Source organism: Spirillospora sp. NPDC047279 (genome assembly GCF_040643285.1).
GTDB lineage: Bacteria > Actinomycetota > Actinomycetes > Streptosporangiales > Streptosporangiaceae > Spirillospora.
The window spans coordinates 346,844-373,372 of the sequence record NZ_JBEYUA010000003.1 but is presented as its reverse complement, the minus strand read 5'-3'; the positions used below and the strand labels follow the sequence as shown (position 1 = coordinate 373,372).

Here is a 26,529-nt window from a genome sequence, read left to right as displayed (position 1 = left end):
GCGGAAAAGGCCGAGCACGGGACAAGGGCGAGCATGGAAGTGGAGAGGTGAGCGTGCCCGAGGCGAACGTCAAGATCGCGATCGTCGGAGCCGGCAGCGGCTACATGCCGGGGGTGATCCGCGGTCTGCTGCACCGCGCCGGCGACCTGGCCGGGGCCGAGCTCGCCTTCTACGACCCCGACGCCGCCGGCCTGGAGCTGATGACCCGGCTGGCGACCCGCATGTTCGCCGCCCGGGGCGCCGCGTTCACCGTCACCGCGCACACCGACCTCAAGCCCGCGCTGTCCGGTGCGGCCTACGTCTTCACCACGTTCCGCCCCGGCGGCATGGAGGCCCGGCGCCTGGACGAGGCGATCCCGCTCGCGCACGGCGTCGTCGGGCAGGAGACCGCCGGGCCCGGCGGCTTCATGATGGCCTGCCGGTCGGTCCCGGTCCTGCTGGAGATCGCCGCGCACGCCGAGCCGGACGCGTGGATCGTCAACTACACCAACCCGACCAACATCGTCACCGACGCGGTGACGCGCAACACCGGCGTCCGCGTCATCGGCCTGTGCGACCAGTTCGTCGGCGACACCGAGATGTGGGCCGGCCTGCTCGGCCTGCCTCACGAGCGCCTGGAGGTCGACTGGATCGGCCTCAACCACGCCACCTGGGCCGAACGGGTGCGCCTGGACGGCAGGGAACTCGACCTGCCCGCCCTCCTGGCGGACCTGGAGATCCCCGGCGGCGGCGCCACCCCATGGCGCGACCCGTCGCGCATGGCCGAGCTCGCCAAGGCCCTCGGCTTCCTGCCCAACTCCTACTCCAAGTACTACTTCTTCCACGACGAGGTCGTGGCGGAGCTGCGCGCCAAGGGCACCACCCGGGCCGAGGACATCCAGGCCATGCTGCCCGGCTTCGTCGCCCAGGTCACCGAGGAGTCGTTCAAGGACGACCCCGACCCGAGCCGGGAGCGGGGCGGCGGCGAGCACGGCGAGTTCGCCATCGACGTCATCTGCACGCTGCATCTCAACGAGAGCCGCCGGGTGATCGTCAACACCGTCAACGGGGGCGCGATCTCCTCGCTCCCCGCGGACGCGATCGTGGAGGTGCCGTCCCTGCTGACCGCGGCCGGGCCGGTGCCGCTGACCATGGGCCCGATCCCCCGCGCCGTCCGCGGGCTGACGCAGGCCGTGCACGAGTACGAGCGGCTCGCGTCCGACGCCGCCGTCTCCGGTTCACGGCGGCTGGCGCTCCAGGCGCTGATGGCGCATCCGTTCGTGCCGGGCAAGCACACCGCCGAAAAGATCCTCGACGAGGGGCTGGCGGCGCACCGGGCGTATCTTCCGCAGTTCGGCTGAACGGCATCCGCCCCCGTTCCGTACCAAGGACGTGGGTGGAAACTGCGGCTACCAGATCGATCTCGGCGTCTACGCCCTCGGGCAGCTGACCGGCCCCGAGGCCGCCGATCTGCGGGCGCACCTGTCCAGGTGCGAGCTCTGCCGCACCGAGCTGTCCGAACTGCAGGGCGTCGTCCGCGTCCTCACCCGGACACGCAGAAGCGCCGGCCGCGGCTCGCGGACCGGCGCCTCCGTGCGGCGTCTCAGCGGCGCCTGCGCCGCTTCAAGAGGACCATGGCGGTCAGCGTGACGGCCACGCCCACCCCGACGGCGACGGCCTTGGGGTTGATCTGCCCCGGCTCGCCGTCCTCGGGCTCGCGGGTGTAGACGAACGACCGCGCGGTCTGGACGACCTGCCCGGCCTGCTCACGGAGGCGTGCCTTGCCGCGCTCCGCCACGTTGCGGGGATTGACCCGGTCGGCCAGCTCGTCGATGGTGCGTGCGAGCTCCAGGCGGGTGCGCTCGATCTCCCGCTCCAGCGCCTCCGGATCGCGCCTGTCAGCCATGCCGTGTTCCTATCGTCGTTCCTATCGTCCGAGCGTCGCGACGCATGATCCGCATATCTTGTCAGGTCTTCCCGGCCGACGCCGCCCCCACCCCAGCCGGTACGGTGGGGTGACCATCCCAGCGAAAGGCGGATCTCCGTGTCCGAGCGGCTGCAGCCGGGCGACGTCGCCCCTGACTTCGAGCTTCCCGACGCCGACGGCAACCCCGTCTCCCTGGCGTCCCTACGCGGCCGCCGCGTGATCCTCTACTTCTACCCGGCCGCGATGACCCCGGGATGCACCAAGGAGTCGGTCGACTTCCAGGGCAGCCTCGCCGACCTCGACTCGGCGGGCGTGGCGGTCGTGGGGGTCTCCCCGGACGAGCCCGCCAAGCTCGCCAAGTTCCGCGAGAAGGAGGGGCTCACCTTCCCGCTCCTCTCCGACCCCGACACCAAGGTCCTCCAGGCCTACGCCGCCTACGGCGAGAAGAAGCTGTACGGCAAGCTGGTCGTCGGCGTCATCCGGTCGACGTTCATCGTCGACGCCGAGGGCAGGATCGAAAAGGCGTACTACAACGTGAAGGCGACCGGTCACGTCGACCGGCTCCGGCGCGACCTCGGTCTCTGACCAGGTCCGCGGGGCCGTCCCGGCCTAAGATCGAACGAGCACGGCTTCGACGGGATCCGCTGATCCGGTCGAAAGCTGGCGGACGTGGCGAAATCAGGCATACGCGGCAGGTTTAGGTCCTGTTGGTGGAGACACCGTGGGGGTTCGAGTCCCCCCGTCCGCACCCACGAGCACGATTTCACCCGCGCGAGCAGGTGAGACTCCCGTTACGCATCATCATCTGAAAAACGCTCTCGGCGACGAGGGGCCATTCGGCTTAGGCTGGACTGGCCCGTTCGTTCGGTGAGCGGGCGGTCGCGCTGTGATCATGACGCAGGTGGGCACCGTGAGCGAACCCTTCTCCCATCGGGTGCTTCCTTACGATGGGATCGACGACTTCCTGGCCGGGGCCATGCCGTTCCTGCGCGACGGGATCGACGCGGGCGACCGGGTGCTGGCCGTCACCGGGATCGGCAGCGAGGCGGTGCTGCGCGATGCCCTGGGGCCGCCCGGCGCCGGCCGGGTCGAGTTCGTCGCGCCCGACCGGTGGTACGCGCATCCCGCGCGCACGCTGGCCGACTGCCTGGGCGACGCCGACCGGCTGTGCGGCGAGGGCCGGCGGCTGCGGGTCCTGGCCGAGCCGGCGTGGACGGCGCGCAGCCCGCTGGAGGTCCTCGAATGGCAGCGGCTCGAGGCGATCGTCAACGTGGCGTTCGCCGGCACCGGCGCCGCGATCCTCTGCCCGTACGCCAGGTCGCTGCCCGCCGGGGTCGTCGCCGCGGCGCGCAGGACCCACCCGGAGACGCTGCGCGGCGACCGGGCGGTCGGCAATCCCGGATACATGGACCCCTGGGCCTACAACTCCCTCTGCGACCGGGTGCCGCTGCCCGCGCCGCCCGACGACGCCTGGACGCTCACCATCGACCGGCCCGACCTCTACTGGCTGCGCGCCTACGTGACCGACTACGCGCGGCTCACGCCCCTCGCCGAAGAAGACCTCCAGCGGCTGCTGGTCGCGGTCACCGAGGTCGTCACCAACGCGACCAACCACGGCCGGCCGCCGATGGTGCTCCGGATGTGGGTCGAGTGGCGCGAGGCCGCGTTCGTCTGCGAGGTGACCGACGCGGGCCGGTGGCCGGCCGGCTCCGGGCGCGGCCTCATCCCGCCGCGGCCGGACGGGCCGGGCCGGTTCGGCCTGTGGGCGGTGCGGCTGCTGTGCTCGATGGTGCAGATCCGCACCGGAGACGACGGCACGGCGGTCCGGCTCCGGCTACGGTTGCCGAGCGTGCCGGCCACCGTCGGCGCGCGGGGCGGATCCACGACCGGGGGCGGAGGTGGCTAGTCATGGCGACGCGACACCGGGGGCGGAAGGGCGTTACCAGGGGGTGGCACGCAGCGTGAGGAACTCTATGCATTGGGCTTCCAAATCTCCGCCCGCGGCGTACGCTGAACGAATCCACGCCAACCTTGATGGGCAGGCCATGGACAGCTGGATCGCCGAACGGCCCGTGAACGAGATACGACCTGGTGACCATGCGTGGCTTGCCTTCTCCGGCGAGGAACAGCGCGCGCACATCATCGGAGACTTCGTGTACGACGGGCTCGGCACCGAGGAGAAGGTCGTCTACGTGACGGACGCTCCCGCCGACAGGCTGCCCGGCGTACGTCCCAGGCGTGGCATCGATCTGTGCACCTTCACCCACACCAGGCAGCTGCGGGTCATCCCGCGCGAGCGCGCCTGCCTCTCCGGCCGGGGCCGGTTCGATCCCGACCGGATGTTGCGCACGCTCGAGCGGGAGGTCGACGAAGCGTTCGACCAGGGCTTCCGTGCGGTCCGGCTGACCACGGACTTCAGCTGGGTGCTCAACGAGCCCGGCCGGTCCGACATCACCCAGATGCTGGGTTGCGAGCACCAGTTCGGCGAGACGGTCTCCCCCAGCACCATGGCGATGGCCATCTGCCAGGTGGACAAGCACGCCTGTCCCGCCGACGAGCTCGACGCCCTGCGGAACACTCACGAGGTCCTCGTGGAAGTGAATCCCGAATTCGACGATGGCATCCTCCGCATCGTGCGCACCTTCGAGCCGCACGGGCTGCGGGTCGAGGGGGAGCTGGACGCGGCGCGGCACGCGGTGTTCGCCGAGAAGTTGTCGCTGGTCACCTGCGACCGCCGGCGCATCCACCTGGACTTCTCCAGGCTCGGCTTCATCGACCTCGGTGGCCTCAACCTGCTCGCCCACCACGCGACCGGCCTCCCCACCGACGACGCCCTGGTCCTGGACCACCTACCGCCCGACGTGGAGAACGTGATCGAGATGGTCGGCTGGCACCGGCTCCCCGGGCTGGCCCGCGGGCAAGAACGAGGAATGGCCTCATGACACTGGAGCACAGGGCTTTCCTGTACGGCGGCATCGAGGACCTCCTGCGCACCGCCGTCCCGTTCCTCCGTGAGGGGATGGAGCAGGACGAGAAGGTCGTGGTCGTCATCCAGCGACGGGGGCTGGAGGCGGTGCGCGAGACGCTCGGGGCCGACGGCCAGGGCATGATCTTCGCCCCGTCGGAGGAGTTCTACCGGCACCCGGTGCGCACGCTGCGCGACTACCAGGGCATCGTCCAGGAGAGCCGGCCGCGCACCGTCCGCGCGCTGGCCGAGCCGGTCTGGCGCGGCCAGGATCCGCGCGAGACGCTGGAGTGGGCCCGGTACGAGTCGCTCATCAACGTGGCGTTCAAGGACTCCGGCGCATCGGCGTTGTGCCCCTACGACCGCACCGCGCTGCCGCACGGGGTCATCGAGCACGCCCGCCACACGCACCCCAAGTTCCTCAGCGGTGACGACGGCCGCACTCGCGTCAACGAGTCGTACGTCGAGCCGGTCGACTTCGGCAACGGCTGCGACAGCAAGGTCTGCCTCGACCGGCCGCGCGACGCCGAATACCGCACGATCGAGAGCGACGACCTGCACGACCTGCGGGCCTTCGTCGGCACCCGCGCCCTCGGGCACGGCTTCGACAGCACGGCCGCACGCACCCTGGTCACCGCGGTCAACGAGGTGGCGACCAACGCGGTGCGGCACGGCACCCCGCCGATGGGCGTGTGGTTGTGGGCCGACGACGACGAGCTCGTGTGCGAGATAGGCGACAACGGCTTCTGGCGTCCCGGCCCGCTGACCGGGTTCGTCCCGCCGGAGTCGGCGCTGCAGCGGGGGTTCGGGCTGTGGACCGTGCGGCTGCTGGTGGACCTCGTGGAGTTGAAGGCCGGCTGGGACGGCACGTTCGTGCGGCTGCACGTACGCCGGTGACGGACGTCTCTCAAATACCGGTAAAAGGCGGTAAGGGACCCGCTACTCGCCGTGGCACCCTGGACGTAGTCTGGTTTCGACCCCGGAGATGCGGTGGAAGGCTTCGAGCATGGCTCGTCCGTTGGCAGGGCGGCTGGGCGGGGGCTGAGGGAAGGCGATATGGAGACCTTGGTATCCGTCCGCCGGCCGGTCCGCGAACTACGGCCTGGTGATCACGCCCTGCTCGCGTTCGCGAACGACGAGGAGCGGCGGCACGTCGTCGGCTCGTTCGTCCGCTGCGGACTGGAGGCCGGCGACAAGGTCATCGTGCTCGGTGAGTCGGCCCTGCGCGTCACTCCGCCCGGGACGGCACCCGGGACATCACCCGGAACGCAGGGCGCCGGCACCCGGTCGCCCGGCCTCCGCGTCATCCCGCTGGAAGAGCTGGGCGGGCCGTCCTGCCCGCCCGCCGCGGTCGGCGACGCGCTCGTCCGCGAGATCCTGCGCGCCCGGCAGGAGGGCTACGAGACGGTCCGGGTGACCGCCGACCTGACCTGGGCCGTCCGCCGACCCGGCGGCCTGGAGCCGCTGCTGGGCAGCGAGCTGCAGATCGAGCGGGCGATCCGGCCGAGCACCGCCGTCATCGCGATCTGCTGCTACGACCGGCGCCGCTGCACGCCCGACGAGCTCGGCTCCCTGCACCGGTCGCACGACGTCCTCGTCGGCCCGGACCCCGAGTTCGACGACACGGTGCTGCGCATCGTGCGCACCTTCGAGCCGGCCGGCCTGGCCCTGTCCGGCGAGCTCGACGCGTCCCGGCACACCGTGCTGGACCGCGCGCTCGGCAGGCTGGCGTCGTCGGTCAACGGCCGCGAGATCCATCTTGACCTGGCCGGGCTGTCGTTCATCGACCTGGGCTCGATCAACATGCTGGCCGAGACGGCCCGGCGCCGCGCCGAACGCGGCCCGCTCGTCCTCGACCGGATGTCACCGCAGTTCCGGACGGTGATGGAGACGGTCGGCTGGCACATGATGCCCGGCCTCCGCCTCGGCGAGTGCCCGGACCGGCCGACCTCCTGACGACAGGCCGGCCGACCTCGCCGCGAGGCCGGCGCTGTCCGGGATCAGCGCGTTACGGGATCAGCGCGGGTACGGGATCAGCGGGCGGCGGCCAGGGCCTCGGGGAGGATGTCGGCGAGCGTACGGAACGCCTTGCCCCGGTGGCTGATCGCGTCCTTCTCCCCGGGCGCCAGCTCGGCGGAGGTGCGCTCCTCGCCGTCCGGGACGAAGACCGGGTCGTAGCCGAAGCCGCCGGCCCCGCGCGGGGCGCCGATGATCCGGCCGTACATCCGGCCCTCGACGCAGTGCTCCACCCCGGTCGGCAGCACGAGGGCCGCGGCGGCGACGAAGTAGGCGCCGCGGTGCTCGTCGCCGACGTCGGCGAGCTGGTCGAGGAGCAGGTCGAGATTGGCCCGGTCCTTGTCGCCGGTCGCCGAGCCGAACCGCCCGGACCAGCGCGCCGAGAGCACTCCCGGCATGCCGTTGAGGGCGTCCACGCAGAGGCCGGAGTCGTCGGCGACCGCCGGCAGGCCGGTGTGCGCGCAGACGGCGCGGGCCTTGAGCAGCGCGTTGCCCTCGAAGGTGAGCTCGGTCTCGGGGACGTCGGGGGCGTCCGGGTAGGCGTCCAGCCCGACGACCTCGATGCTGTCACCCGCCGGGACGCCGGCTCGGGCGGCGGCTCCGGACCCGCCGAGCACGTCGCCGGAGAGGATGCGGCGCAGTTCGGTGATCTTCCCCGCGTTGCGGGTGGCGAGAATGATCTTCGTCATCCGCCGAGGGCCTCCCGCTGGAGGCGGGTGAGCTCGGCGCAGCCCCCTGCCGCCAGGTCGACGAGGGTGTCGAGCTCGGCGCGGTCGAACGGCTGCCCCTCCGCGGTGCCCTGGACCTCGACGAACCGGCCGTCGCCGGTGCACACCACGTTCATGTCGGTCTCGGCGGCCACGTCCTCCTCGTAGCAGAGGTCGAGCCGCGGCTCCCCGGCGACGACGCCGACGCTCACGGCGGCGACGGAGGTGACGAACGGGTCGCCCTTGACCAGGCCCTTGCCGCGCATCCAGGTCACCGCGTCGGCGAGCGCCACGTAGGCGCCGGTGATCGCGGCGGTACGGGTGCCGCCGTCGGCCTGCAGCACGTCGCAGTCGATCTGCACGGTGTTCTCGCCGAGCGCCTTGAAGTCGATGGCGGCCCGCAGGGACCGGCCGATGAGGCGGGAGATCTCGTGCGTCCGGCCGCCCAGGCGGCCCCGGACCGACTCGCGGTCGCCGCGGGTGTGGGTGGCCCGGGGCAACATCGCGTACTCCGCGGTCACCCAGCCGAGCCCGCTGTCGCGCCGCCAGCGGGGCACCGAGTCCTGCACGGAGGCGGCGCAGAGGACCCGGGTGGCACCGAACTCGATGAGCACCGACCCCTCGGCGTGGTCGAGCCAGCCACGCTGGATGCGGATGGGACGGAGCTGGTCGGAAGCGCGATCGTCAGGGCGAGCCATGCGTCTCACCCTATCGCCCGGCCCGCGGCGCGGAGCCCCGCCCGGACGCCTCAGAGCCGGTATTCGGCGCCCACGTGAGCGAGCTCGATCGCCCCCTCGAAGCCACTCCCCTTGGCCTCGACGAGCGACTGGTCCGCGTCGTTCCACGGGACCAGATGGGTGAGCACGAGCTTGTCGACGCCGGCGCGGGCGGCGTGCTCGCCCGCCTCCCGCGCGGTGAGGTGCAGCTCGGGCGGAAGGTCGGGGGCGTCGAGGAAGGACGCCTCGCAGAGGAAGAGGTCGGCACCGCGGGCGAGCTTGACCAGCGCCTCGGACTCACCGGTGTCGCCGGAGTAGGCCAGCACCTTGCCGTCGTGCTCGATGCGGAAGCCGTACGCCTCGATCGGGTGGGACATCAGCGCGGTCGTCACCCGGAACGGTCCGATCTCGTAGGGACCGCGTTCGAGCGAGTGGAAGTCGAAGGCCTCGGTCATGCCGGGGTCCTGAGGCAGGTCGTACGCCTCGGCCATGCGCCGCGGCGTGACGCCGGGACCGTAGACGGGGATCCGCGGCGCCATGCCGCCGGGGCGGTAACGCCGCGCCACCCAGTACCCGCACATGTCGTGGCAGTGATCGGGATGCAGATGCGACAGGCAGATCGCGTCGATGTCGTACAGCTCGTGAAACTTCTGCAACGACCCGAGCGCGCCGCTGCCCAGATCGAGCAGCATGGAAAAGCCCTCGGCCTGAATCAGATAACAGGACGCGGGGCTGTCCGGTCCGGGAAAGCTGCCTGAGCAGCCGATCACTGTGACCCGCACGCTCACTCCTCCTCTTGTGTCCCCCGAGGAATCAGTTGGTCAGAGCCTTGTTCGGAGTTCCGTCCCCATGACCGCGCCCCGCCGCCCCGGGTGTGGTCTCCACCAAGCCGATCTCGGGCCCCAGGAAACGGCGGCCGAGCGCGGCGAACACGGCGGGGTCACCGGTCGCGCGGAACCGGTGGGCCGGTGGTGGGGTGGCCTCCGCACGGGCGAGCCCCTGGTCGTTCAGCACTCGATAGACGTCCTTGGCGGTCTCATCGGCACTTGAGACCAGTGTGACCCCGTCTCCGACGACATACGAGATGACGCCGGTGAGCAATGGATAGTGGGTGCAGCCCAGGATCAGGGTGTCGCACCCGCGTTCGACGATCGGCGCGAGGTAACCGCGAGCCGCGTCGAGAACCTCGTCCCCCATCGTCACCCCCTGTTCCACGAACGGCACGAACCGCGGGCAGGCGTTGCTCGTGAGCTCGATGTGCGGCGCGGCGGTGAACGCGTCCTCGTACGCACGGCTGGTGACCGTGGCCTGGGTGGCGATGAGGCCGACCCGCCCGTTGCGGGTGGCACGGGCGGCACGGCGGGTGGCCGGGTGGATCACCTCGACGACCGGAACGTCGTACCGTTCGCGGGCGTCGCGCAACATCGCCGAGCTGGCGCTGTTGCAGGCGATCACGAGCATCTTCACCCCTTCGGAGACCAGCTGGTCGAGCATCTCCAGGGCGAAGGAGCGCACCTGCGCGATGGGTCGCGGACCGTACGGCTGGCGGTCCGAGTCGCCGAGATAGACGATCGGCTCGTTCGGCAGCTGGTCGAGGATCGCACGGGCCACGGTGAGGCCGCCGAACCCACTGTCGAAGATTCCGATCGGCGCGTCTGACATGGTCCTCAAGGCTAAGCGAACTCTGCTCCCGGCAACGCTTCATGCGGTGTACATCACATGGTCACATACCTGAAACGGAGCACGTCAACGCCCCCGTGTGACCAAGCGCACGTTCACCTGCACGCCGGGCGACGGACGTTCGCGACGCGGACGGACGGCGGTGACGAGAGTGACGGCGAACGGAGCGGTATGCCGCGCGATGGTCACCGGATGGTGGCCGGAACGGGTCAGGACGCGGGAAGGCCCCGGCCGAGGCGGGCGATCTGGCGGCTCTGCGCGACGAGCCGGCCCGCGGAGTCCCAGACCTCGACCTCCTCGTCGAACCAGCCGTCCGCCACCAGCCGGCCGCCGCCGTGCACGGCCAGCCAGCCGGGGGCCGGCACCGCGCGCATGTGCCAGGTCAGCTCGACGGTCGGCGCCCAGCCCTTGGCGCCCAGGTTGAGCACGACCGGCGGCAGCGCGTCGACGGCCAGGGCGAGGGCGAGGCCGTCGGGCTCGTGGCCGGGGACGCGGAACCAGGCGCGGGCCTCGGGACGGCCGCTGGGCTGCCCGTCGAGCCAGCCCATGGTGGCGGGGTCGAAGAGCATCTCGACCTGGTCGGCGAAACCGCGTTCACCCTTGCCGGAGGAGAACGTGGAGCACTCCTCGGGCGGCGGGAGCGCGGCCGGTGCCTCGCCGCGCCACTGCGGCTCCAGGTCCTCCGCCAGCGTCCCGGTGGTGATGAGGGCGTCCACCACGGCCTCGCCGCCCTGGACGAGCGTCAGGCGCGCCATGGCGGCGGTGCGCCCGGTCTTGCGGGGCTCGACCAGGATCTCGGCGGGACCGGCCTTGACCACCCGCAGGAAGCTGGTGGCGGTGGACACCGGGTGCGCGTGCGGGGAGACGTCGACGGCCACGCGGGCGAGCACGGCCATCAGGTAGCCGCCGTTGAGCGCCTCGCCGATGCCGTAGCCGGCGTCGAGATCGGCCTCGTAACGCCCGTCGTCCACCCGCTTCACCGCGGTCGCGTCGCCGAACCTGCTCATCCGCACCCTCCCGGGCCCGCTTTCTAGAATCCCGTTCGAGTACGCACCTTACCCACCACCGGCGATCAGGCCCAGAGCTGACCCTCGAGGCGCTCCTCGGCGTCCTCCAGCGTGCCCTCGTAGGCCCCGGTCGACAGGTACTTCCAGCCGCCGTCGGCCACGACGAACGCGATGTCGGCGCGCTCGCCCGCCTTGACGGCCTTGCGGGCCATGCCGATCGCGGCGTGCAGGGCGCCGCCGGTGGAGACCCCGGCGAAGATGCCCTCCTGCTCCAGCAGCTCGCGGGTGCGGCGCAGCGCGTCCGCGGAGCCGACCGAGAACCGGGTGGTCAGCACCGAGTCGTCGTAGAGCTCGGGGATGAACCCCTCGTCGATGTTGCGCAGGCCGTAGACCAGCTCGCCGTAGCGCGGCTCCGCGGCGACGATCCGGACGTCCGGCTTGTGCTCGCGCAGGAAGCGGCCGACGCCCATGAGGGTGCCGGTGGTGCCGAGCCCGGCCACGAAGTGCGTCACCGTGGGCAGATCCTCGAGGATCTCCGGGCCGGTCGTCTCGTAGTGGGCCAGGGCGTTGGCCTCGTTGCCGTACTGGTAGAGCATCACCCAGTCGGGATGCTCCCCGGCCAGCTTCTTGGCCACCCGGACGGCCTCGTTGGAGCCGCCGGCGGCGGGCGAGGAGATGATCTCGGCGCCCCACATCCGCAGCAGCTGGCGGCGCTCCTCGGAGGTGTTCTCCGGCATGACACAGATCATCTTGTAGCCGCGCAGCTTGGCGACCATGGCCAGCGAGATGCCGGTGTTGCCGGAGGTGGGCTCGAGGATCGTGCGGCCGGGCGTGAGCAGCCCGTCCTTCTCGGCCTTGTCGATCATGAAGAAGGCGGGCCGGTCCTTGACCGAACCCGTCGGATTGCGGTCCTCCAGCTTGGCCCAGAGCCGTACTTCGGGGCTGGGCGACAGCCGGGGCAGGCCGACCAGCGGGGTACGGCCGAGCGAGTCCAGCAGCGAGTCGAAACGCATGGGCACGGGTTCCGGCTCAGCCGCCGGCGACGGCGGGCAGGATGGTGACGTTGTCACCGTCGGAGACCTCGGTCTCCAGGCCGCCGAGGAAGCGCACGTCCTCGTCGTTGAGGTAGACGTTGACGAACTTGCGCAGGCCCTTGTCGTCCACCAGGCGGGCGCGCAGGCCCGGGTGGCGGGTGTCGAGGTCGGCGAAGAGCTCGTCGAGCGAGGTGCCCTTGCCCTCGACGGCCTTGGCGCCGTCGGTGAGGGTGCGCAGGATCGTCGGGATCCGGACTTCGATCGCCATCGCGATGGTCTCCTTCAGGTTCGTACGGGCTTCCCCGCCACGGCGTCACAACAGGGCGGGGCGCGGGGGAATTCCGGGCGGGCTCGGCACGCGCCCGAGGGCGCGCGCCTCAGCGACAGTCGTAGACGACCTCGGCGCGGGAGTGCCCGAACAGGAAGCTCTGTACCGGAGACATCACGAGCACGGCGTCGCGGCGCCGCCTCAGGGCGCCCCACCACTGCTCGCTCGTCCTCATGACCGCCAGTTTACCGACCTGGGGAAGAGCCCCCACGCCCGCGTCAGGAGTACCCGTCGACGATCTTGACCTCTTCCTCGGTCACCTCGCCGTCGACGATGCGGAACGAGCGGAACTCGGTGTCGTCCTCGGCGCGCGTGGACACCAGGACGTAGTGCGCGTTGGGCTCGGAGGCGTAGGAGATGTCGGTGCGCGAGGGGTAGGCCTCGGTCGCGGTGTGCGAGTGGTAGATCACCACCGGCTCCTCGTCCCGGTCGTCCATCTCGCGCCAGACCTTGAGCTGCTCCAGCGAGTCGAACCGGTAGAACGTGGGCGAGCGCTCGGCGTTGGTCATCGCCACGTACCGGGTGGGCCGGTCGGAGCCGATCGCCCCGGCGATCACGCCACAGGCCTCGTCGGGGTGGTCCGCGCGCGCGTGCGCGACGATCTTGTCGACCAGGGCACGCTCGATCGTCAGCATGGTCCGCAGATTACCTGCCGTGCCGCGGCCCGCACCCGCTCAGGTCAGCTTGAGGTGCATCCGGATCACCGTGCCCTGCTCGCCGGCCCGGATCTCCACGACGTGGCAGAGCATCCGCACCGCCCACATCGCGGCGCCGCCCGGCTGGAGTGGCCGCGGCCGCAGGTAGCCCAGGAACCGGTCCTCCATCACCCGCCCGGGGTCGGCGACGTCGCAGAGCAGCTCGCCGTGCTCCGCCCACAACCAGACCCCGCCGTGCCCGCCGCCCCGCCGGATGACGTCGGTGGCGACCTCGTTGACGGCCAGCACGAACGGCAGCGACCGCGTCTCGGGCAGCCCGAGCCGGGCCGACTCCTCGGCGAGGAACGACCGCAGGCCCGGCAGCTCGCCGGTGGCGAAGCCGCGCCGGGCGGCGTACGGGGGCGGCGGCTCCAGCCGTGTGGCGTTGCAGCCGGCGTAGAACTCGGCCGGGTCGACGAACTCGCCGCTCGGCCGCAGCCCCTCGACGTCGAGGAGCTCGGGATGGGTGCGGGCCGCGTCCATGATCACGTGCGGCGGCACCGCGCCGGTCTCGTAGGCGCACACGAAGGTGCTGGGCGTGCCGGCGAACGCCACGTTGAGGATCGCCTCGTGGCGTTTCCACTCGCGGATCTCCAGCGGCGTGCGGCCCGTCCACACCGGCTCGGTCAGCAGCCGCAGCCGGCCGCGGGGCCACCAGTCGCGGCGGGTGCGGTCGTAGTAGTCGGAGAGCGTCTGCATCGGCCCGCGGAACCAGCCGTCGCGGTCGATGAACTCGATCCGGGACGCCGTCCTCGTGCCCAGGCCCTCCTCCAGCTCGGCGGCGAGGGCGGGCGAGGTGATGACCACCACCGCGTCACCGGCCTTGACGCCCTGGTCGAGGTAGGGGGCGGCGATGTCGGTGAAGTCGCGCACCGAGCCGTACACCAGCGCCCGGTGCAGCAGGATCCCGCGCTCGTTCCTGCTCTCCTGGCCGAGGGACGTGCTCCGCAGGCCGTTCATCGGGCGGCCTCCTCGACGAACACCCCCGGCACGGCCTCCCACCCGGAGATCCTCATCATGAGGTCGAGGTAGCCGGGCACACCGCGCAGCACCACCTGCCGTTCCATCCCGCCGACGCCACCGCCCCGGCCCGCGGCCACCAGGAGCTCGAGGCCCTCCATGTCGCAGAAGTCGAGCCGGGACAGGTCGAGGCAGAGGTGCGGCCCGCGGCGCGCCCCGAGCAGGGCCGACCGCAGCGCGGGCAGCGTCGACTCGTCGATCGCGCCCGCCAGCCGGAGCCCCGGCGGCGCGTAGAGGGGCGTGATCACCAGCACGCCGTCGTCGTGCAGGGCGTTGACGACGACCCGGCCGTCGTGGCAGGCCTCCAGCCGTTCCACCTGGGCGGCGGCGAACCAGCGCCGGTCGTACTGGCAGACGGCCATGGCCTGGACGCCCGGATCGGCGAACGCGCGCTCGAGCCCGCATCCGGACGCGCCGGCCGCGTCGGGCTCCCGGATGATCCGCACGCCCCCGTACCCCTGCGCGCGGGCGAGGCCGGCGGCGGTGCCGACCAGCACGGCGGCCTCGTCGGCGTCCCACGGCCCGGTCTCCAGCTGGCCCGCCGCGAGGGCGGCGCTCAGCGCCGCCGCGTCGTCCGTCCCGTACGTCATCCGGCCGAGCAGGCCGTCGATGCCGCTGCCGGCACCGTCCCCGGCGGCCACCCCGGCCGACAGGTAGACGACCTTGTGATCGGACCGCAGCCCGTCGCCGATGTAGTCGAGCAGGATCGCGTTCCGCTCGTCGTCGTTGTCGTACGGCAGGCAGAGATGATCGCCGAACGTCATCGCACCGACGCGGTTGGAGGACATCCCGAGCCTCCCAGGGGGAACGGTTGGCTCTCCTGTGGGTGACTCTATTGTGCGCTCTCCTCGACCACGACGCCCGCGACGGAGCCGAGTCCGTGCTCGCGAAGTCGCCCGGCGACGATCGGCGGCACACCGCGCAGCAGCACCTGCCGCCGCGCCCCGCCGGGCGCCTCCCGCGCGCCCACCAGAAGCCGCAGGCCCTCGGGGTCGCAGAACTCCACCGCCGACAGGTCGAGGCACACCGTGCCGGTGTCCGGCAGCGCGTCCAGCGCCTCGGCCAGAGCCGACCGCGAGGTGCCGTCGATCACGCCGGCGAGCACGAGGCCGGGCGGGGCGAACAGCGGCGAGACCCGCAGCACCCCGTCGTCGTGCAGGTCGTCCGGCCGCACCCGGTCGACGTGGTAGGACTCCAGCCGCTCCAGATGGGCGGCGTCGAACCAGCGGCGGTCGTACTGGCAGATGGCCATCGCGTTGACCTCGGACGTGCGGAACACCTCGTCGATCTTGCGCTCGAACTCGGCGAACCGGTCGGTGCCGGGCCAGCCGCGCAGCGAGAACGTCTCCTCGCCGGTCACCCGGACGCCCTTGTAGCCCTGCATCAGGGCGAGCTCGATCTCGGTGGCGAACAGGGCGATGATCTCGTCCGGGTCGAACCGGCCGGTGGCCATGTAGGCCTCCTCGGCGGTACGGACCACGAACCGGCCCTCCTCGAGCGCGCCGGACAGGTCGAGGCCGGTCGAGCCCGGCGCCGCGGACATCCAGCCGAGCACGGTCTCGGGCGGGTCCTGGTCGGACAGGTAAATGATCTTGTGGTCGGCGGCGATGCCGTCCCGGACGTACGACAGCAGGATCGCCCTACGTTCCTCGGCGTTGTCGTAGGAGAGGCAGAGGTGGTCGCCGAACTCCATCGTCCCGACGGTCTTGCCGGTGGCTGAAGGCATGCGAGTTCTCCCGAGCAGGTCTCCGGCCCGCGGCGCGGGCCCGTGCACCCCCGGAGAGCGCCCCCCGACGAGCTCTCGCCGTCAACGTACCAACACTGACAGCGACACACCCTCGACATAACGTGATCCGGCCGCCTGCGGCCACATCACCGTCACGGCGTGACCCGGAGAGCCTCAGAACACCGCCCGGACGATGCTCTCCTGCAGCATGGTCAGCCAGTCGTACGCGGCGAACATCGCCATGCGCGGGTCGTCCGGGTCGAGGCGGGAGGCCTCCTCGTACCACTCCTCGGAGATGTCGAGCCGGGTGCCGAGGGCCAGCCGCACGTCGTTGAGCGCACGCAGCCAGGCCTGCGCCTGGTCGCCGTCCAGGATCGTGTCGACCCCCGGGCCGGACCCCCCGGCGCCGACGAGCGTGCCCAGCACGACGCCGGCGGCCTCGCGCTTGCCGTCGCGCAGCCCGATCTCGGTGTAGCGGCGGAACTCCCCGGCCGCCTCGCCGTCGTCGCGGTAGGCGTCCGGGAACAGCCGGGCCAGCACCGGGTCGTCGGACTTCTCGGCGTCCCCGGCGATGCCCAGGCTGGCCAGCTCGTCGTCCGCGTCCGGCGGCTCACCGAGGAGCTCGAGCAACTGCTCCATCAGGGCCCGGACGAGGGCGGCCTCCTCCGGCTCCAGCCGCAGGACGACGCCCTTCCGGCTCTTCTTGACGGCGCTCACTCAGCAGATCACCCAGTCGGTCGGTCGTTCGGCGGTGTTCGGTCGTCTCGCTGGTCGGTCGTCTCGCTGGTCAGTCGTCCCGCCTGACGGTGGCCCAGAGGCCGTACGAGTGCAGGATCTCGACGTCGCGCTCCATCTCCTCGCGCGTGCCGTTGGCCACGACCGCGCGGCCCTTGTGGTGCACGTCGAGCATCAGCTTCTCCGCCTTGGTCTTGGGATAGCCGAAAACGGTCTGGAACACGTACGTGACGTACGACATCAGGTTGATCGGGTCGTTCCAGACGATCGCCAGCCAGGGCCGATCGGAGCTCAGATCCTCTTCGGCGTCCGGCCGTTCGAGCTCGACCGGAGCGGGCGCGGTGCTCATGACCGCGTGTCTCCTCTCGCCACAGCGCCTTTCCTCAACGTCGGGCCGCCCATCACCCGATGGTATTCACCCCGTCCACCGGTGCGCTCGCGGACCTGCCCGTCCATGGTGCACGGACGGGGCCTTAGGGTTCCACTTGTGGACCTTGGTTACCGCACCGCAATGCTGACCGACCAGTACGAACTCACGATGCTCCAGGCGGCGCTGCGCAGCGGCACCGCCGAGCGGCGGGCGGTGTTCGAGGTGTTCGCCAGGCAACTGCCGGCCGGACGCCGCTACGGCGTCGTCGCCGGCACCGGGCGGCTGCTGGACGCGATCGAGGCGTTCACCTTCGACGACGACGCCCTGGAGTTCCTGACGTCGCGCGAGATCGTGGACGAGCCGACGGTGAAATGGTTGGAAAAGTACCGTTTCTCCGGAAACATCCATGGCTATTCAGAAGGCGATTGTTATTTCCCGAACTCGCCGATTCTGGTGGTGGAAGGCACGTTCGCCGAGGCCGTCCTCCTCGAGACGCTCGTGTTGTCGATCCTCAACCACGACTGCGCCATCGCGTCCGCCGCGTCCCGGATGGCCCAGGCCGCCGGCGACCGGCCGCTGATCGAGATGGGCTCGCGCCGCACCCACGAGAAGGCCGCCGTCGCCTCCGCCCGCGCCGCCTACATCGCCGGCTTCGCCACCACCTCCAACCTGGAGGCCGGGCGGCTCTACGGCGTCCCCACGGCCGGCACGGCCGCGCACGCGTTCACCCTGCTCCACGACAGCGAGCGGCACGCGTTCCAGGCCCAGCTCGACTCGCTCGGCGAGAGCACGACGCTGCTCGTCGACACCTACGACGTCGAACGCGCGGTCACGACCGCCGTCGAACTCGCCGGGCCCCGCCTGGGCGCGGTCCGCATCGACAGCGGCGACCTCGGCGTGATGGCGCGGCGCGTCCGCGCCCAGCTCGACTCCCTCGGCGCCCACGACACCCGCGTGGTGGTCACCGGCGACCTCGACGAGTACGGGATCGCCGCGCTCGCCGCCGCCCCGGTCGACGGCTACGGCGTCGGCACGTCCCTGGTCACCGGATCGGGCGCGCCCACCGCCTCGCTCGTCTACAAGCTGGTGGCGCGCGCGGACGGGCCCGCGGACGACGCGCCGATGCGGCCGGTGGCCAAGCGGTCCACCGGCAAGCCCAGCCGCGGCGGCCGCAAGGCGGCGGTCCGGCGCATCGACGGGCACGGCACCGCCTGCGCCGAGGTCGTCACCACCGGGGAGCCGACGCCCGGAGCCCGCGACCGCGTTCTGCAGGCCGCGCTCATCCGGGACGGCGAGATCGTGGGCCGCGAGCCGCTGGAGGCCGCGCGCGAGCGCCACGCCCGCGCCGTGCGGGAGCTCCCCTCCACCGCCCTGCAGCTGAGCCGGGGCGAGGCGGCCGTCCCCACCGAGTTCGTCGACGGCGGCCCGCGACGCTAGGGCGTGTCTCGAAGTCGGCGTCCGCCGCGGAGGCCCTGGTACTGGGCGTACGCGTGTAGCGTCCGTAATGTCGGGGGACGTACCGGGGGAAGCGGATCAAGGAGCGGGCGCACATGGGCAAGGCTCTGATCATCGTCGACGTGCAGAACGACTTCTGCGAGGGCGGATCGCTGGCGGTGACCGGCGGCGCGGCGGTGGCCACCGCGATCTCCGGCCACGTGGCCGAGCACGGATCCGGCTACGCCCACGTCGTGGCGACCCGCGACTTCCACCTCGACCCGGGCGCCCACTTCTCCGAGACGCCCGACTACGTCGACTCCTGGCCGCCGCACTGCGTGATCGGCACGCCCGGCGCCGACTTCCACCCCAACCTCAAGCTGGCCCCGATCGAGGTCGTCTTCAGCAAGGGCCGGGAGACCGCCGCCTACAGCGGGTTCGAGGGCCAGGCCGACGACGGCACGCCGCTGGGCGACTGGCTGCGCAGCCGCCAGGTCGACGAGGTCGACGTCGTCGGCATCGCCACCGACCACTGCGTGCGCGCCACCGCCCTCGACGCGGCGCGGGCCGGGCTGCGCACCACCGTCCTGCTCGGGCTCACCGCCGGGGTCGCCGGAGAGAGCACCGAACGCGCGCTCGGCCAGCTGCGCGACGGCGGCGTCCGGCTGGCCGGCGCCCCCGTCGTCCACAACTGACCAGCGAAGGAGCGAGTACGTGGCGAGCGCACGGCCGGACGTCATCGTGATCATGGGCGTCTCCGGCTCCGGCAAGACGACCGTCGGCACCAAGGTGGCCGAACTCCTGGGCTGGGAGTACGCCGACGCCGACGGTTTCCACCCGCCCGCCAACATCGAGAAGATGCGCTCGGGTCATCCGCTGGACGACGCCGACCGCCTGCCCTGGCTCCGGGCGATCGCCGAGTGGATCCGCGGCCACCTCGACTCGGGCACGTCCGGCGTGGTCTCGTGCTCGGCGCTCAAGCGCTCGTACCGCGACCTGCTGACCCACGAGGGCGACCCCCGGGTGCGCATCGCCTACCTCGACGGCGACCGCGACACCATCGCGTCCCGCATGCGGGTGCGCGAGGGTCACTTCTTCCAGGTCGAGCTGCTCGACAGCCAGTTCGCCGACCTGGAGAAGCCGGCCTCGGACGAGCATGCGCTGTACGTGCCCATCACCGGCACGCCGGACGAGACCTCGGCCCTCATCGTCAAGGGCCTCGGCCTGCCCGGGAAGGGCTCGTAGGGACGCTCGGCGGCGCCCCCGGCAGGTGACCCCGGCAGGTGACCCCGGCAGGTGACGCTCAGCGGCGCCGGGCGGCCCATTCGCGGATCTTCTCGATGCGCTTGCGCACGTCGTCGGCGGAGGCCTGCGCGATCGGCGGGCCGCCGCAGGACTGCCGGAGCTCGGTGTGGATGACGCCGTGCGGCTTGCCGGTGCGGTGGTTCCACGCGCCGACCAGGCCGTTGAGCTCCTTGCGCAGCGCGGCGATGTCCTCGGCGGCGGTGCGGTCGCCCCGGTCGGCGCGCGGGTCGCCGGTCTTGCGCTTGCGCTCGCTGGCGATCTGCTGGGCCTGCCGCTTGCGCAGCAGCTCGGTCACCTGGTCGGGCTCCAGCAGGCCGGGGATGCCGAGGAACTCCTCCTCCTCGGCCGAGCCGACCTGCGCCTGCATGCCGAACTCGCCGCCGTCGTAGAGCACCCGGTCGAACGTGGCGGACGCCTCGACGGTCTCGAACGGCAGCTCCTCCCCCACGTCGGGGTTGTCCTGCCGGCGGTTGGCCTCGGCGAGCAGGTCGTCGTCGAGCCCGTCCTCGCGGACCGGGCGGTCGAGCACGTGGTCGCGCTCGGCCTCCATCTCGTTGGCATGGCCCATCAGCGTCGGCACCGACGGCAGGAACACCGACGCGGTCTCACCGCGCTTGCGGGCGCGCACGAAGCGCCCGATCGCCTGCGCGAAGAACAGCGGCGTGCTGGTCGAGGTGGCGTAGACGCCGACCGCGAGCCGCGGGATGTCGACGCCCTCGGACACCATGCGCACCGCGACCATCCAGCGGTCTTCCGTCTCACTGAACGTCTTGATCTTCTTGGACGCGGTCGGGTCGTCGGAGAGCACGATGGTGGCGCCCTGGCCGCACACCTCGCGGAGCATCTTGGCGTAGGCGCGCGCCGACTCGTGGTCGGTCGCGATGACCAGGCCGCCCGCGTCCGGGATGGCCCGGCGCAGCTCGGTCAGGCGCTTGTCGGCCGCCGCCAGCACCTGCTTGATCCAGTTGCCCTTGGGGTCGAGCGCCGCGCGCCACGCCTGCGCCGTCTGGTCCTGGGTGAGCGGCTCGCCGAGCGTCGCGGCCAGCTCGTCGCCCGCGCGGGTGCGCCAGCGCATCTCGCCCGAGTAGGCCAGGAAGATGACCGGACGCACGACGCCGTCGGCGAGCGCCGGGCCGTAGCCGTAGGTGTAGTCGGCCCGGCTGCGCCGGATGCCGTCCGGCCCCTCCTCGTAGTCGACGAAGGGGATCGGGTTGATGTCGGTGCGGAACGGCGTGCCCGACAGGGAGAGCCGGCGGGTGGCCGGCTCGAACGCCTCGCGCACCGCGTCGCCCCACGACAGGCCGTCGCCCGCGTGGTGCACCTCGTCGAAGACGATCAGGGTCTTGCGCGCCTCGGTGCGGTTGCGGTGGAGCGCGGGACGGGCGGCGACGGTCGCGTAGGTGACCGCGACGCCGTGGAAGTCCTTGCCGACGCGGCCCTGGGCGTTCTGGAACTCGGGGTCGAGCTTGATGCCCACCCGGGCCGCCGACTCGGCCCACTGCCGCTTGAGGTGCTCGGTGGGGCACACCACGGTGATGCCCACGATGACGCGGCGCTCGAGCAGCTCGCGGGCGAGCCGCAGCGCGAACGTCGTCTTGCCGGCGCCCGGCGTCGCGACGGTGAGGAAGTCGCGCGGACCGGGCTGCTCGCCCTTGGGCCCGAAGTAGGCCTCCAGCGCCTGCTGCTGCCAGGCGCGCAGGGACGACGCGGTCCCCCACGCGGCCCGTTCGGGGAAGGCGGGGGGCATGCTCGATGCGGCGAAAGTGCTCACGGTCATCGAAGGCTACCGAGCCCCAGCGACAGAACGCGCCCCACTCCGCCCTCTGTGCGCACGTTCACTCTCGCCGCCCGGGGCACGGTAGGCGGCCCACGCGGCCCGGATACGGCGTCCCTGACCGGGCGTGAACTCGTGCATGCAGTCGTCCCATCCGTAGTTCATGAAGTTGTGCAACGGGTCGGATCCCGGCTGGTCACAGGTGTCCCTGCCGCTCGGGCACGCCTCGGCCGGCTCCGCCTCGTAGGGCGTGTCGTCCACCCCGTCGCCCGGGCTCTCGCAGCCGTTCTCGAACGTGTGGAAGAGGCCGAGCCAGTGGCCGATCTCATGCACCGCCGTGTAACCCAGGTCGAAGTGCCGGTAGGGCCCGCCGGGCAGGCTGCGGTAGTCGATCACGACGCCGTCCACCTTGGGGCTCCTGCGGTACCAGTGCGGGAACGTGGAGAAGCCCAGCACGTCCGAGCCGACCGCCGCGCTGTAGAGGTTGAGCGTGCCGGCACCGCCGCCGCTCAGCGCCTCCTTCATCGCACGCTCGTGGCGCTGAGGTGCCCGGAACCAGCGGGCGTTATCGCGGACGCCATACTTCTCCAGCCGGAAGGACACGCCGGTGTCGGCGCCGCCCCTCTCGCCGCCGTACGCCGCGTTCAGCGTGGCGACCTGTCGCCTGACCGCGGACCTGGCCAGGCGTCCCGCCTTGCCGTCGGTGACGACGTGGAACCGGACGGGCACCACGATGCGACCGGGCTCGCGCCCGGCCCGCTCCAGGTCGCGCTCGCCGGCGCCGTACCGCAGGCCCAGCGTCCTGCCCAGGTCGGCCAGGAGCCCGGTCACCTGGCCGGGGCTCAGGTCGGACCGATCACGCGCGCCGCCGTTGCCGCGCGCCGCGAAGCCGGCCGGACTCGCGCCGGGGCGCCCGTGCCCACCGCCCGGACCGCACTCGGCGGGCACCCGCGCCGCCGCGGCGGGGAGGCGTTCCCGTGCCCCGCCACTCACCGAACTCGACGCGACACACACCGTCACCGACAGTGCGCATGCCACAACCCCGATGCCCCGCCCCATGGCTCCCCGTACCCGAACGTCACGCGCCGTGGCCGCCGGGTCCGGCGGCCACCAAGATCACGGATGAGTCGTGCCCCCGTGCGGGCGCGTTACTCGTCCTTGCCCTTGCCGGACTTCATGGACTCGTAGATCTCCTTGCACTCCGGGCAGACCGGGAACTTCTTGGGATCGCGGTTGGGCACCCAGATCTTGCCGCAAAGGGCCACCACCGGCGTACCGCTGACGGCGCTCTCGGTGATCTTGGCCTTCTTCACGTAGTGCGCGAACCGCTCGTGATCGCCGTCGCCGTGCGACAGATCCGGCTTGACGTCACTCTGTGTATCGCTGTCGGGAAGGATCTTGGTACTCACAGAAACACCTTAGTTGAGCGTCGGGTCCTCGGGAAAAGTCGAAACGAACGCCAGGTCGCCGCCCTGCCGGCGGAGCACCTCCTGCCACAGCCGGTCCGGGTCCCCCGCGAAGACGTCGCCCGCCTCGGCCGCCACCAGGTACCAGGCGCCGTCCTCGATCTCTGACCGGAGCTGGCCAGCCGACCAGCCCGCGTATCCGGCGAAGACCCGCAGCTGGAGGAGCTCGGGCGCGAGCAGCCCCGGCGGGGCGTCCAGATCGACCAGGCCGACCCGGGCCACCGACGGGTCGCCGTCCAGCGCCCGCCAGCCGAGCGGCTCGTCCTCACCGGGCAGCCGGGCCAGCGCCAGGGCGTTGTCCAGTGCCACCGGGCCGCCCTGGAAGACCACGGAGGGCCCGGTCACGAGCTCGGCCCAGGGAGGCAACACCCGGTCGACCGGAACCTCGGTGGGCCGGTTGAGGACGACGCCGAGCGTGCCGCCCTCCAGGTCGTGCTCGACGACCAGCACCACGCTGCGCTTGAAGTTGGGGTCGTCGAGCTGGGGTGTCGCGACCAGCAGCTGACCGACCCTGATGCCGTCGTCCATGGGTTCCATGATGCGTTGCTCATACCTCCGGCGGCACGTCCCCCCGCTCGTTAGCCTGTTACGGATCCCTATCTCTGGGGACAATCGGCAGAATACGGGTCTACGTTAAAAAATGATCTAGGGATCACCGGACGACGACGTTCCGGTGAGGAGCAGGCGAGCGGAAGGAACTGCGATGCAGTTGCCGAGGGTCGTCATCGCAGCCGTGTTCTTCGTGATCGGGGCGCTGATCGCGATCCCCGCCATCCTGAGGACCACGAGCGGCGAGTCGAACGCTTCGAGCGCACCGACGACCGCGACGTCGACGGCCACGACGACGGCCACGTCGACCGCCACCGCCACGGCGACCGCCACGACGACGAGCAAGCCGACCACTCCCCCACCGACCCCCACCCCGACCAGGACGACGCCGGCCCAGCCGCTGACCGCCGAGATCGGCTCGGTCACCTGCCCGGGCCGCACGGTACGGGTCACGATCCGCAACAAGGGCGCGCAGACCGAGGACTACGCGATCGAGCGCAACGACGGCTCGGCGTCGGCCCCCGGCACCATCACCGCCGGATCGACCAAGACGGTCTCGGTGACCCTGCGCGAGGACCGCGCCACCCGCATCGAGGTCACCCGGGCCAACGACACGGTCCTGGTGCGCACCCGCACCGCCAACTGCCGCACCGCCCCGCCGCCCGAGGCGCTGCCCGAGACCGGCGCGGACGACACGGTGCTCTGGGCGCGGGCCGTGACCGGCGGCGCCGCCATGCTCACCGGCGTGATCATCTTCTGGTACGGCGGCATCTGGCCCCGCCGCCGCGAGAACGTCTTCAGCAAGAAGTAGCCCGGCATCCCGGCTGTCGTGGCCGTGAACGGGTCGCGGCGGCCTGGGGCATGCCCAGGCCGCCGCGACGTCGTCCGAAGCCGCTCAGACCTCCGTACGGGGGCGCCCGCCGGCGGCCTCGCGGACGGCGCCCGCGACGAGCGTGCTCACGTCCGGGTGGAAGACGCTCGGCACGATGTAGTTGGGGCCGAGCTCGGCCTCGGTCACCACGTCCGCGAGCGCCTTGGCGGCGGCCAGCAACATCTCCTGCGTGACGCCGTCGGCCTGGGCGTCGAGCAGGCCTCGGAAGACCCCGGGGAACGCCAGCACGTTGTTGATCTGGTTGGGGTAGTCGCTGCGGCCGGTGGCGACCACGGAGGCGTGCTCGCGGGCCTCGTCCGGCGACACCTCGGGCTCGGGGTTGGCCAGCGCGAACACGATCGCGTCGTCCTTCATGGTCGCGATGTCGTCGCCGGTCAGGATGTTGGGCGCGGAGACCCCCACGAACACGTCGGCGTCCTTGACGGCGCCCTTGAGGTCGCCCGCGTAGCCCTCGGCGTTGGTGTGCTCGGCGATCCAGCGCAGCGAGTCGTCCAGGTCCTCCCGGCCCAGGTGCACCGCGCCGTGGAAGTCGCACACGACCACGTCGCGGGCGCCCGCGTGCAGCAGCAGCCGCAGGATCGCGCTGCCCGCCGCGCCCGCGCCCGACATGGCGATGCGCACCTGGCCGATGTCCTTGCCGACGACCCGCAGCGCGTTGGTGAGCGCGGCGAGCACGCAGATCGCGGTGCCGTGCTGGTCGTCGTGGAACACCGGGATGTCGAGCAGGTCGCGCAGCCGGGCCTCCACCTCGAAGCAGCGCGGCGCGGAGATGTCCTCGAGGTTGATGCCGCCGAACGCGGGGGCGAGGATCTGCACGGTGCGGACGATCTCGTCGGTGTCCTGGGTGTCCAGGCAGATCGGCCAGGCGTCGATGCCCGCGAACCGCTTGAAGAGGGCCGCCTTGCCCTCCATGACCGGCAGCGCCGCCTCCGGGCCGATGTTGCCGAGCCCGAGCACCGCCGAGCCGTCGGTCACCACCGCGACGCTGTTGCGCTTGATCGTCAGCCGCCGCACGTCCTCGGGGTTGCGGGCGATCGCCAGCGAGACCCGGGCGACGCCGGGCGTGTAGGCCATCGAGAGCTCGTCACGGGTGCGCAGCGGCACCTTCGACTTCATCTCGATCTTGCCGCCGAGGTGCATCAGGAACGTGCGGTCGCTGACCTTGTGGATGCTGATGTCGTCGATGGTCTCGAGCGCCGCCGCGATGCCCTCGGCGTGCTCGGTGTCGCGGGTCGCGATCGTGACGTCGATGCGCAACTTCTCGTGCCCGGCCGTGTTGACGTCGAGCGCCGTGACGATGCCGCCGGCGTTCTCGACCACGTGGGTGATCTGGCTGACGGCCTTGCCGCCGGCCGGGACCTCGAGCCGGACGGTGATGGAGTACGACACGCTGGGCACGCTGGCCACGTCACTAGCTCCCTTGCTACGACCTGTATCGGGGCCGCCGCCCGGCCTCTCCTGCTGGCTCAGACCGCCCGGGCCGCGGCGACGATCATGTCAACCACGGTGGGCTCGGGGAGCCTCGTGCTGTCGATCACGAGGTGGTAGAGCCGCGGATCGGCGGGATCGGCCCCGTAGAAGTGCTTCACGTAGGCCGCCCGGGCGCGGTCATTGTCCTCGAGCATACGCTCCAGATCGCGCTGGGAGGTCCCGCTCCGTCCGGTTGCCCGCCCGGCCCGGACCTCGCCCGGCGCACCGCCCTCTGCCTGGTCGGCCGCCTTCTCCTCCGCGCGCGCCCGCTCCAGGCGCAGCTCCTTGGAACCGTCCAGCCGTACGTGCAGCGCCTCCGGCCGGTCCGCGAGGACCACCGCGCCCGCCCTGCCGAGCAGTACGCCGCCGTCGGCGTCGGCGACCCTGGTCATCACCTGCTCGGTGCGGGAGACGAACTCCTCCTCGGGCAGGATCGTGCGGTCGGGCAGGTAGACGTCCATGCCGCCGAGCGTGACGTTGGGCAGCCGCGCCGCCCCCGCCAGGATGCGGCCGATCCCCCGTTCGGCCCGGCCGTCGTGGGCCAGCGCCTCCTCGAGGGTGCAGCCGATCTCGGCCGCCACCGTGGCCGGCACCGCCCGGTCGACGAACGGCAGCCCCAGCCTCTCGGCCACCGCCGGCCCGATGATGCCGCCACCCGCCCCGAAGGTGGCCGAAATCGTCACGACACGCGCGCTCACACGGGCATCATGCCCGCTTTTCGCCCTCTCAACGGC

General features: G+C 71.8%; 32 protein-coding genes and 1 tRNA gene. 12 read left to right on the top strand and 21 right to left on the bottom strand.

The window, feature by feature from the left end; all coding sequences use genetic code 11:
- Window positions 1-47: 47 nt before the first annotated feature.
- Together ABZ810_RS08935 and ABZ810_RS08930 are read left to right on the top strand one after the other, a co-directional pair.
- On the top strand, window positions 48-1,340 hold the full coding sequence (locus ABZ810_RS08935; RefSeq protein WP_358401121.1) for a glycoside hydrolase family 4: 1,293 nt from the start codon (window positions 48-50) through the stop codon (window positions 1,338-1,340).
- A gap of 31 nt (window positions 1,341-1,371) precedes the next feature.
- Window positions 1,372-1,629, top strand: a complete 258-nt coding sequence (locus tag ABZ810_RS08930) for a zf-HC2 domain-containing protein (RefSeq protein WP_358401118.1) — start codon at window positions 1,372-1,374, stop codon at window positions 1,627-1,629.
- Here the strand turns inward: ABZ810_RS08930 and ABZ810_RS08925 are convergent.
- Window positions 1,583-1,885: a DUF3618 domain-containing protein gene (locus ABZ810_RS08925; RefSeq protein ID WP_358401116.1), complete on the bottom strand. Its 303-nt coding sequence runs from the start codon at window positions 1,883-1,885 to the stop codon at window positions 1,583-1,585. The two genes, ABZ810_RS08930 and ABZ810_RS08925, sit on opposite strands and share 47 nt — an antisense overlap.
- A 138-nt stretch (window positions 1,886-2,023) precedes the next feature.
- Here ABZ810_RS08925 and bcp point away from each other — a divergent pair, with 138 nt between their 5' ends.
- From bcp to ABZ810_RS08895, 6 genes are all read left to right on the top strand, one after another.
- Window positions 2,024-2,491, top strand: coding sequence for a thioredoxin-dependent thiol peroxidase (gene bcp, locus ABZ810_RS08920; RefSeq protein ID WP_358401114.1), 468 nt, complete (start codon window positions 2,024-2,026; stop codon window positions 2,489-2,491).
- Between the two features lie 78 nt (window positions 2,492-2,569).
- Window positions 2,570-2,654 (top strand) — tRNA-Leu (locus tag ABZ810_RS08915).
- A 162-nt stretch (window positions 2,655-2,816) separates the two neighbouring features.
- Complete coding sequence (locus ABZ810_RS08910) at window positions 2,817-3,812, top strand: sensor histidine kinase (protein ID WP_358401112.1); 996 nt, start codon at window positions 2,817-2,819, stop codon at window positions 3,810-3,812.
- A gap of 139 nt (window positions 3,813-3,951) precedes the next feature.
- A complete protein-coding gene (locus tag ABZ810_RS08905; RefSeq protein ID WP_358401110.1) occupies window positions 3,952-4,848 on the top strand; it encodes an MEDS domain-containing protein in 897 nt (298 codons plus the stop codon).
- Window positions 4,845-5,768: an anti-sigma factor RsbA family regulatory protein gene (locus tag ABZ810_RS08900; protein ID WP_358401107.1), complete on the top strand. Its 924-nt coding sequence runs from the start codon at window positions 4,845-4,847 to the stop codon at window positions 5,766-5,768. Before ABZ810_RS08905 ends, ABZ810_RS08900 begins: the two co-directional genes overlap by 4 nt.
- Before the next feature lie 159 nt (window positions 5,769-5,927).
- Window positions 5,928-6,827 carry an MEDS domain-containing protein gene (locus ABZ810_RS08895; RefSeq protein WP_358401104.1) on the top strand — a complete coding sequence of 300 codons (900 nt, stop codon included), beginning with the start codon at window positions 5,928-5,930 and terminating at the stop codon, window positions 6,825-6,827.
- A gap of 77 nt (window positions 6,828-6,904) precedes the next feature.
- Here ABZ810_RS08895 and rdgB read toward each other — a convergent pair whose 3' ends face one another.
- The 14 genes from rdgB to clpS form a co-directional block, all read right to left on the bottom strand.
- The gene (rdgB, locus tag ABZ810_RS08890) at window positions 6,905-7,576 is read right to left on the bottom strand and encodes an RdgB/HAM1 family non-canonical purine NTP pyrophosphatase (RefSeq protein WP_358401101.1); all 672 of its coding nucleotides are present in this window, start codon (window positions 7,574-7,576) and stop codon (window positions 6,905-6,907) included.
- A complete protein-coding gene (gene rph / locus ABZ810_RS08885; protein ID WP_358401099.1) occupies window positions 7,573-8,292 on the bottom strand; it encodes a ribonuclease PH in 720 nt (239 codons plus the stop codon). Before rph ends, rdgB begins: the two co-directional genes overlap by 4 nt.
- 50 nt (window positions 8,293-8,342) lie before the next feature.
- Window positions 8,343-9,092, bottom strand: a complete 750-nt coding sequence (locus ABZ810_RS08880; protein ID WP_358401097.1) for an MBL fold metallo-hydrolase — start codon at window positions 9,090-9,092, stop codon at window positions 8,343-8,345.
- Window positions 9,093-9,123: 31 nt separating this feature from the next.
- Window positions 9,124-9,972 carry a glutamate racemase gene (gene murI, locus ABZ810_RS08875; RefSeq protein WP_358401094.1) on the bottom strand — a complete coding sequence of 283 codons (849 nt, stop codon included), beginning with the start codon at window positions 9,970-9,972 and terminating at the stop codon, window positions 9,124-9,126.
- A gap of 227 nt (window positions 9,973-10,199) precedes the next feature.
- Window positions 10,200-10,997: a thioesterase family protein gene (locus ABZ810_RS08870; protein WP_358401091.1), complete on the bottom strand. Its 798-nt coding sequence runs from the start codon at window positions 10,995-10,997 to the stop codon at window positions 10,200-10,202.
- A 65-nt stretch (window positions 10,998-11,062) separates the two neighbouring features.
- Entirely contained in the window at window positions 11,063-12,010 is a 948-nt protein-coding gene (locus tag ABZ810_RS08865) for a cysteine synthase (RefSeq protein ID WP_358401089.1), read from the bottom strand.
- A gap of 16 nt (window positions 12,011-12,026) precedes the next feature.
- A complete protein-coding gene (locus ABZ810_RS08860; RefSeq protein WP_358401087.1) occupies window positions 12,027-12,299 on the bottom strand; it encodes a MoaD/ThiS family protein in 273 nt (90 codons plus the stop codon).
- A 109-nt stretch (window positions 12,300-12,408) separates the two neighbouring features.
- A complete protein-coding gene (locus tag ABZ810_RS08855; protein WP_358401084.1) occupies window positions 12,409-12,534 on the bottom strand; it encodes a hypothetical protein in 126 nt (41 codons plus the stop codon).
- Window positions 12,535-12,577: 43 nt separating this feature from the next.
- Window positions 12,578-12,994 carry a M67 family metallopeptidase gene (locus tag ABZ810_RS08850; RefSeq protein ID WP_358401083.1) on the bottom strand — a complete coding sequence of 139 codons (417 nt, stop codon included), beginning with the start codon at window positions 12,992-12,994 and terminating at the stop codon, window positions 12,578-12,580.
- 39 nt (window positions 12,995-13,033) lie between these two features.
- Window positions 13,034-14,014 carry a sensor histidine kinase gene (locus ABZ810_RS08845; protein ID WP_358401080.1) on the bottom strand — a complete coding sequence of 327 codons (981 nt, stop codon included), beginning with the start codon at window positions 14,012-14,014 and terminating at the stop codon, window positions 13,034-13,036.
- On the bottom strand, window positions 14,011-14,862 hold the full coding sequence (locus ABZ810_RS08840; protein WP_358401078.1) for an MEDS domain-containing protein: 852 nt from the start codon (window positions 14,860-14,862) through the stop codon (window positions 14,011-14,013). Before ABZ810_RS08840 ends, ABZ810_RS08845 begins: the two co-directional genes overlap by 4 nt.
- Before the next feature lie 44 nt (window positions 14,863-14,906).
- The gene (locus tag ABZ810_RS08835; protein ID WP_358401076.1) at window positions 14,907-15,800 is read right to left on the bottom strand and encodes an MEDS domain-containing protein; all 894 of its coding nucleotides are present in this window, start codon (window positions 15,798-15,800) and stop codon (window positions 14,907-14,909) included.
- Window positions 15,801-15,974: 174 nt separating this feature from the next.
- A complete protein-coding gene (locus ABZ810_RS08830; protein WP_358401073.1) occupies window positions 15,975-16,517 on the bottom strand; it encodes a DUF2017 domain-containing protein in 543 nt (180 codons plus the stop codon).
- 70 nt (window positions 16,518-16,587) lie between these two features.
- Window positions 16,588-16,884 (bottom strand): ATP-dependent Clp protease adapter ClpS, encoded by a 297-nt coding sequence (gene clpS / locus ABZ810_RS08825; protein WP_358401071.1) that lies wholly within the window; start codon window positions 16,882-16,884, stop codon window positions 16,588-16,590.
- 162 nt (window positions 16,885-17,046) lie between these two features.
- On the opposite strand from clpS, the gene ABZ810_RS08820 reads away from it, so the two are divergent.
- From ABZ810_RS08820 to ABZ810_RS08810, 3 genes are all read left to right on the top strand, one after another.
- Window positions 17,047-18,342 (top strand): nicotinate phosphoribosyltransferase, encoded by a 1,296-nt coding sequence (locus ABZ810_RS08820; RefSeq protein ID WP_358401068.1) that lies wholly within the window; start codon window positions 17,047-17,049, stop codon window positions 18,340-18,342.
- A gap of 113 nt (window positions 18,343-18,455) precedes the next feature.
- Entirely contained in the window at window positions 18,456-19,034 is a 579-nt protein-coding gene (locus ABZ810_RS08815) for a nicotinamidase (protein ID WP_358401065.1), read from the top strand.
- A gap of 19 nt (window positions 19,035-19,053) precedes the next feature.
- Window positions 19,054-19,584 (top strand): gluconokinase, encoded by a 531-nt coding sequence (locus ABZ810_RS08810; RefSeq protein ID WP_358401062.1) that lies wholly within the window; start codon window positions 19,054-19,056, stop codon window positions 19,582-19,584.
- A 58-nt stretch (window positions 19,585-19,642) separates the two neighbouring features.
- Here the strand turns inward: ABZ810_RS08810 and ABZ810_RS08805 are convergent, their stop codons facing one another.
- The 4 genes from ABZ810_RS08805 to ABZ810_RS08790 all read right to left on the bottom strand — a co-directional run bounded on the left by ABZ810_RS08805 (window position 19,643) and on the right by ABZ810_RS08790 (window position 23,412).
- Window positions 19,643-21,391: a DEAD/DEAH box helicase gene (locus tag ABZ810_RS08805; protein WP_358401704.1), complete on the bottom strand. Its 1,749-nt coding sequence runs from the start codon at window positions 21,389-21,391 to the stop codon at window positions 19,643-19,645.
- A 36-nt stretch (window positions 21,392-21,427) separates the two neighbouring features.
- On the bottom strand, window positions 21,428-22,411 hold the full coding sequence (locus ABZ810_RS08800) for a zinc metalloprotease (protein ID WP_358401060.1): 984 nt from the start codon (window positions 22,409-22,411) through the stop codon (window positions 21,428-21,430).
- 155 nt (window positions 22,412-22,566) lie between these two features.
- Window positions 22,567-22,827 (bottom strand): DUF3039 domain-containing protein, encoded by a 261-nt coding sequence (locus ABZ810_RS08795; protein WP_358401057.1) that lies wholly within the window; start codon window positions 22,825-22,827, stop codon window positions 22,567-22,569.
- Between the two features lie 9 nt (window positions 22,828-22,836).
- Window positions 22,837-23,412, bottom strand: a complete 576-nt coding sequence (locus tag ABZ810_RS08790) for a YqgE/AlgH family protein (protein WP_358401055.1) — start codon at window positions 23,410-23,412, stop codon at window positions 22,837-22,839.
- 175 nt (window positions 23,413-23,587) lie between these two features.
- On the opposite strand from ABZ810_RS08790, the gene ABZ810_RS08785 reads away from it, so the two are divergent.
- On the top strand, window positions 23,588-24,244 hold the full coding sequence (locus ABZ810_RS08785) for a hypothetical protein (protein WP_358401052.1): 657 nt from the start codon (window positions 23,588-23,590) through the stop codon (window positions 24,242-24,244).
- 84 nt (window positions 24,245-24,328) lie between these two features.
- Here the strand turns inward: ABZ810_RS08785 and ABZ810_RS08780 are convergent, their stop codons facing one another.
- Together ABZ810_RS08780 and ABZ810_RS08775 are read right to left on the bottom strand one after the other, a co-directional pair.
- Window positions 24,329-25,732, bottom strand: a complete 1,404-nt coding sequence (locus ABZ810_RS08780; RefSeq protein WP_358401051.1) for an NAD-dependent malic enzyme — start codon at window positions 25,730-25,732, stop codon at window positions 24,329-24,331.
- A 59-nt stretch (window positions 25,733-25,791) separates the two neighbouring features.
- On the bottom strand, window positions 25,792-26,493 hold the full coding sequence (locus ABZ810_RS08775) for a cytidylate kinase-like family protein (protein ID WP_358401048.1): 702 nt from the start codon (window positions 26,491-26,493) through the stop codon (window positions 25,792-25,794).
- Window positions 26,494-26,529 lie beyond the last annotated feature (36 nt).

Excerpts from the sequence above, each read along its gene's own strand:
- ABZ810_RS08925 (WP_358401116.1), bottom strand. The coding sequence starts at position 1,885 with ATGGCTGACAGGCGCGATCCGGAGGCGCTGGAGCGGGAGATCGAGCGC.
- ABZ810_RS08905 (WP_358401110.1), top strand. The coding sequence starts at position 3,952 with ATGGACAGCTGGATCGCCGAACGGCCCGTGAACGAGATACGACCTGGT.
- ABZ810_RS08900 (WP_358401107.1), top strand. The coding sequence starts at position 4,845 with ATGACACTGGAGCACAGGGCTTTCCTGTACGGCGGCATCGAGGACCTC.
- ABZ810_RS08895 (WP_358401104.1), top strand. The coding sequence starts at position 5,928 with ATGGAGACCTTGGTATCCGTCCGCCGGCCGGTCCGCGAACTACGGCCT.
- rdgB (WP_358401101.1), bottom strand. The coding sequence starts at position 7,576 with ATGACGAAGATCATTCTCGCCACCCGCAACGCGGGGAAGATCACCGAA.
- rph (WP_358401099.1), bottom strand. The coding sequence starts at position 8,292 with ATGGCTCGCCCTGACGATCGCGCTTCCGACCAGCTCCGTCCCATCCGC.
- murI (WP_358401094.1), bottom strand. The coding sequence starts at position 9,972 with ATGTCAGACGCGCCGATCGGAATCTTCGACAGTGGGTTCGGCGGCCTC.
- ABZ810_RS08870 (WP_358401091.1), bottom strand. The coding sequence starts at position 10,997 with ATGAGCAGGTTCGGCGACGCGACCGCGGTGAAGCGGGTGGACGACGGG.
- ABZ810_RS08865 (WP_358401089.1), bottom strand. The coding sequence starts at position 12,010 with ATGCGTTTCGACTCGCTGCTGGACTCGCTCGGCCGTACCCCGCTGGTC.
- ABZ810_RS08860 (WP_358401087.1), bottom strand. The coding sequence starts at position 12,299 with ATGGCGATCGAAGTCCGGATCCCGACGATCCTGCGCACCCTCACCGAC.
- ABZ810_RS08855 (WP_358401084.1), bottom strand. The coding sequence starts at position 12,534 with ATGAGGACGAGCGAGCAGTGGTGGGGCGCCCTGAGGCGGCGCCGCGAC.
- ABZ810_RS08850 (WP_358401083.1), bottom strand. The coding sequence starts at position 12,994 with ATGCTGACGATCGAGCGTGCCCTGGTCGACAAGATCGTCGCGCACGCG.
- ABZ810_RS08845 (WP_358401080.1), bottom strand. The coding sequence starts at position 14,014 with ATGAACGGCCTGCGGAGCACGTCCCTCGGCCAGGAGAGCAGGAACGAG.
- ABZ810_RS08840 (WP_358401078.1), bottom strand. The coding sequence starts at position 14,862 with ATGTCCTCCAACCGCGTCGGTGCGATGACGTTCGGCGATCATCTCTGC.
- ABZ810_RS08835 (WP_358401076.1), bottom strand. The coding sequence starts at position 15,800 with ATGCCTTCAGCCACCGGCAAGACCGTCGGGACGATGGAGTTCGGCGAC.
- clpS (WP_358401071.1), bottom strand. The coding sequence starts at position 16,884 with ATGAGCACCGCGCCCGCTCCGGTCGAGCTCGAACGGCCGGACGCCGAA.
- ABZ810_RS08820 (WP_358401068.1), top strand. The coding sequence starts at position 17,047 with ATGCTGACCGACCAGTACGAACTCACGATGCTCCAGGCGGCGCTGCGC.
- ABZ810_RS08815 (WP_358401065.1), top strand. The coding sequence starts at position 18,456 with ATGGGCAAGGCTCTGATCATCGTCGACGTGCAGAACGACTTCTGCGAG.
- ABZ810_RS08805 (WP_358401704.1), bottom strand. The coding sequence starts at position 21,391 with ATGCCCCCCGCCTTCCCCGAACGGGCCGCGTGGGGGACCGCGTCGTCC.
- ABZ810_RS08790 (WP_358401055.1), bottom strand. The coding sequence starts at position 23,412 with ATGGACGACGGCATCAGGGTCGGTCAGCTGCTGGTCGCGACACCCCAG.
- ABZ810_RS08785 (WP_358401052.1), top strand. The coding sequence starts at position 23,588 with ATGCAGTTGCCGAGGGTCGTCATCGCAGCCGTGTTCTTCGTGATCGGG.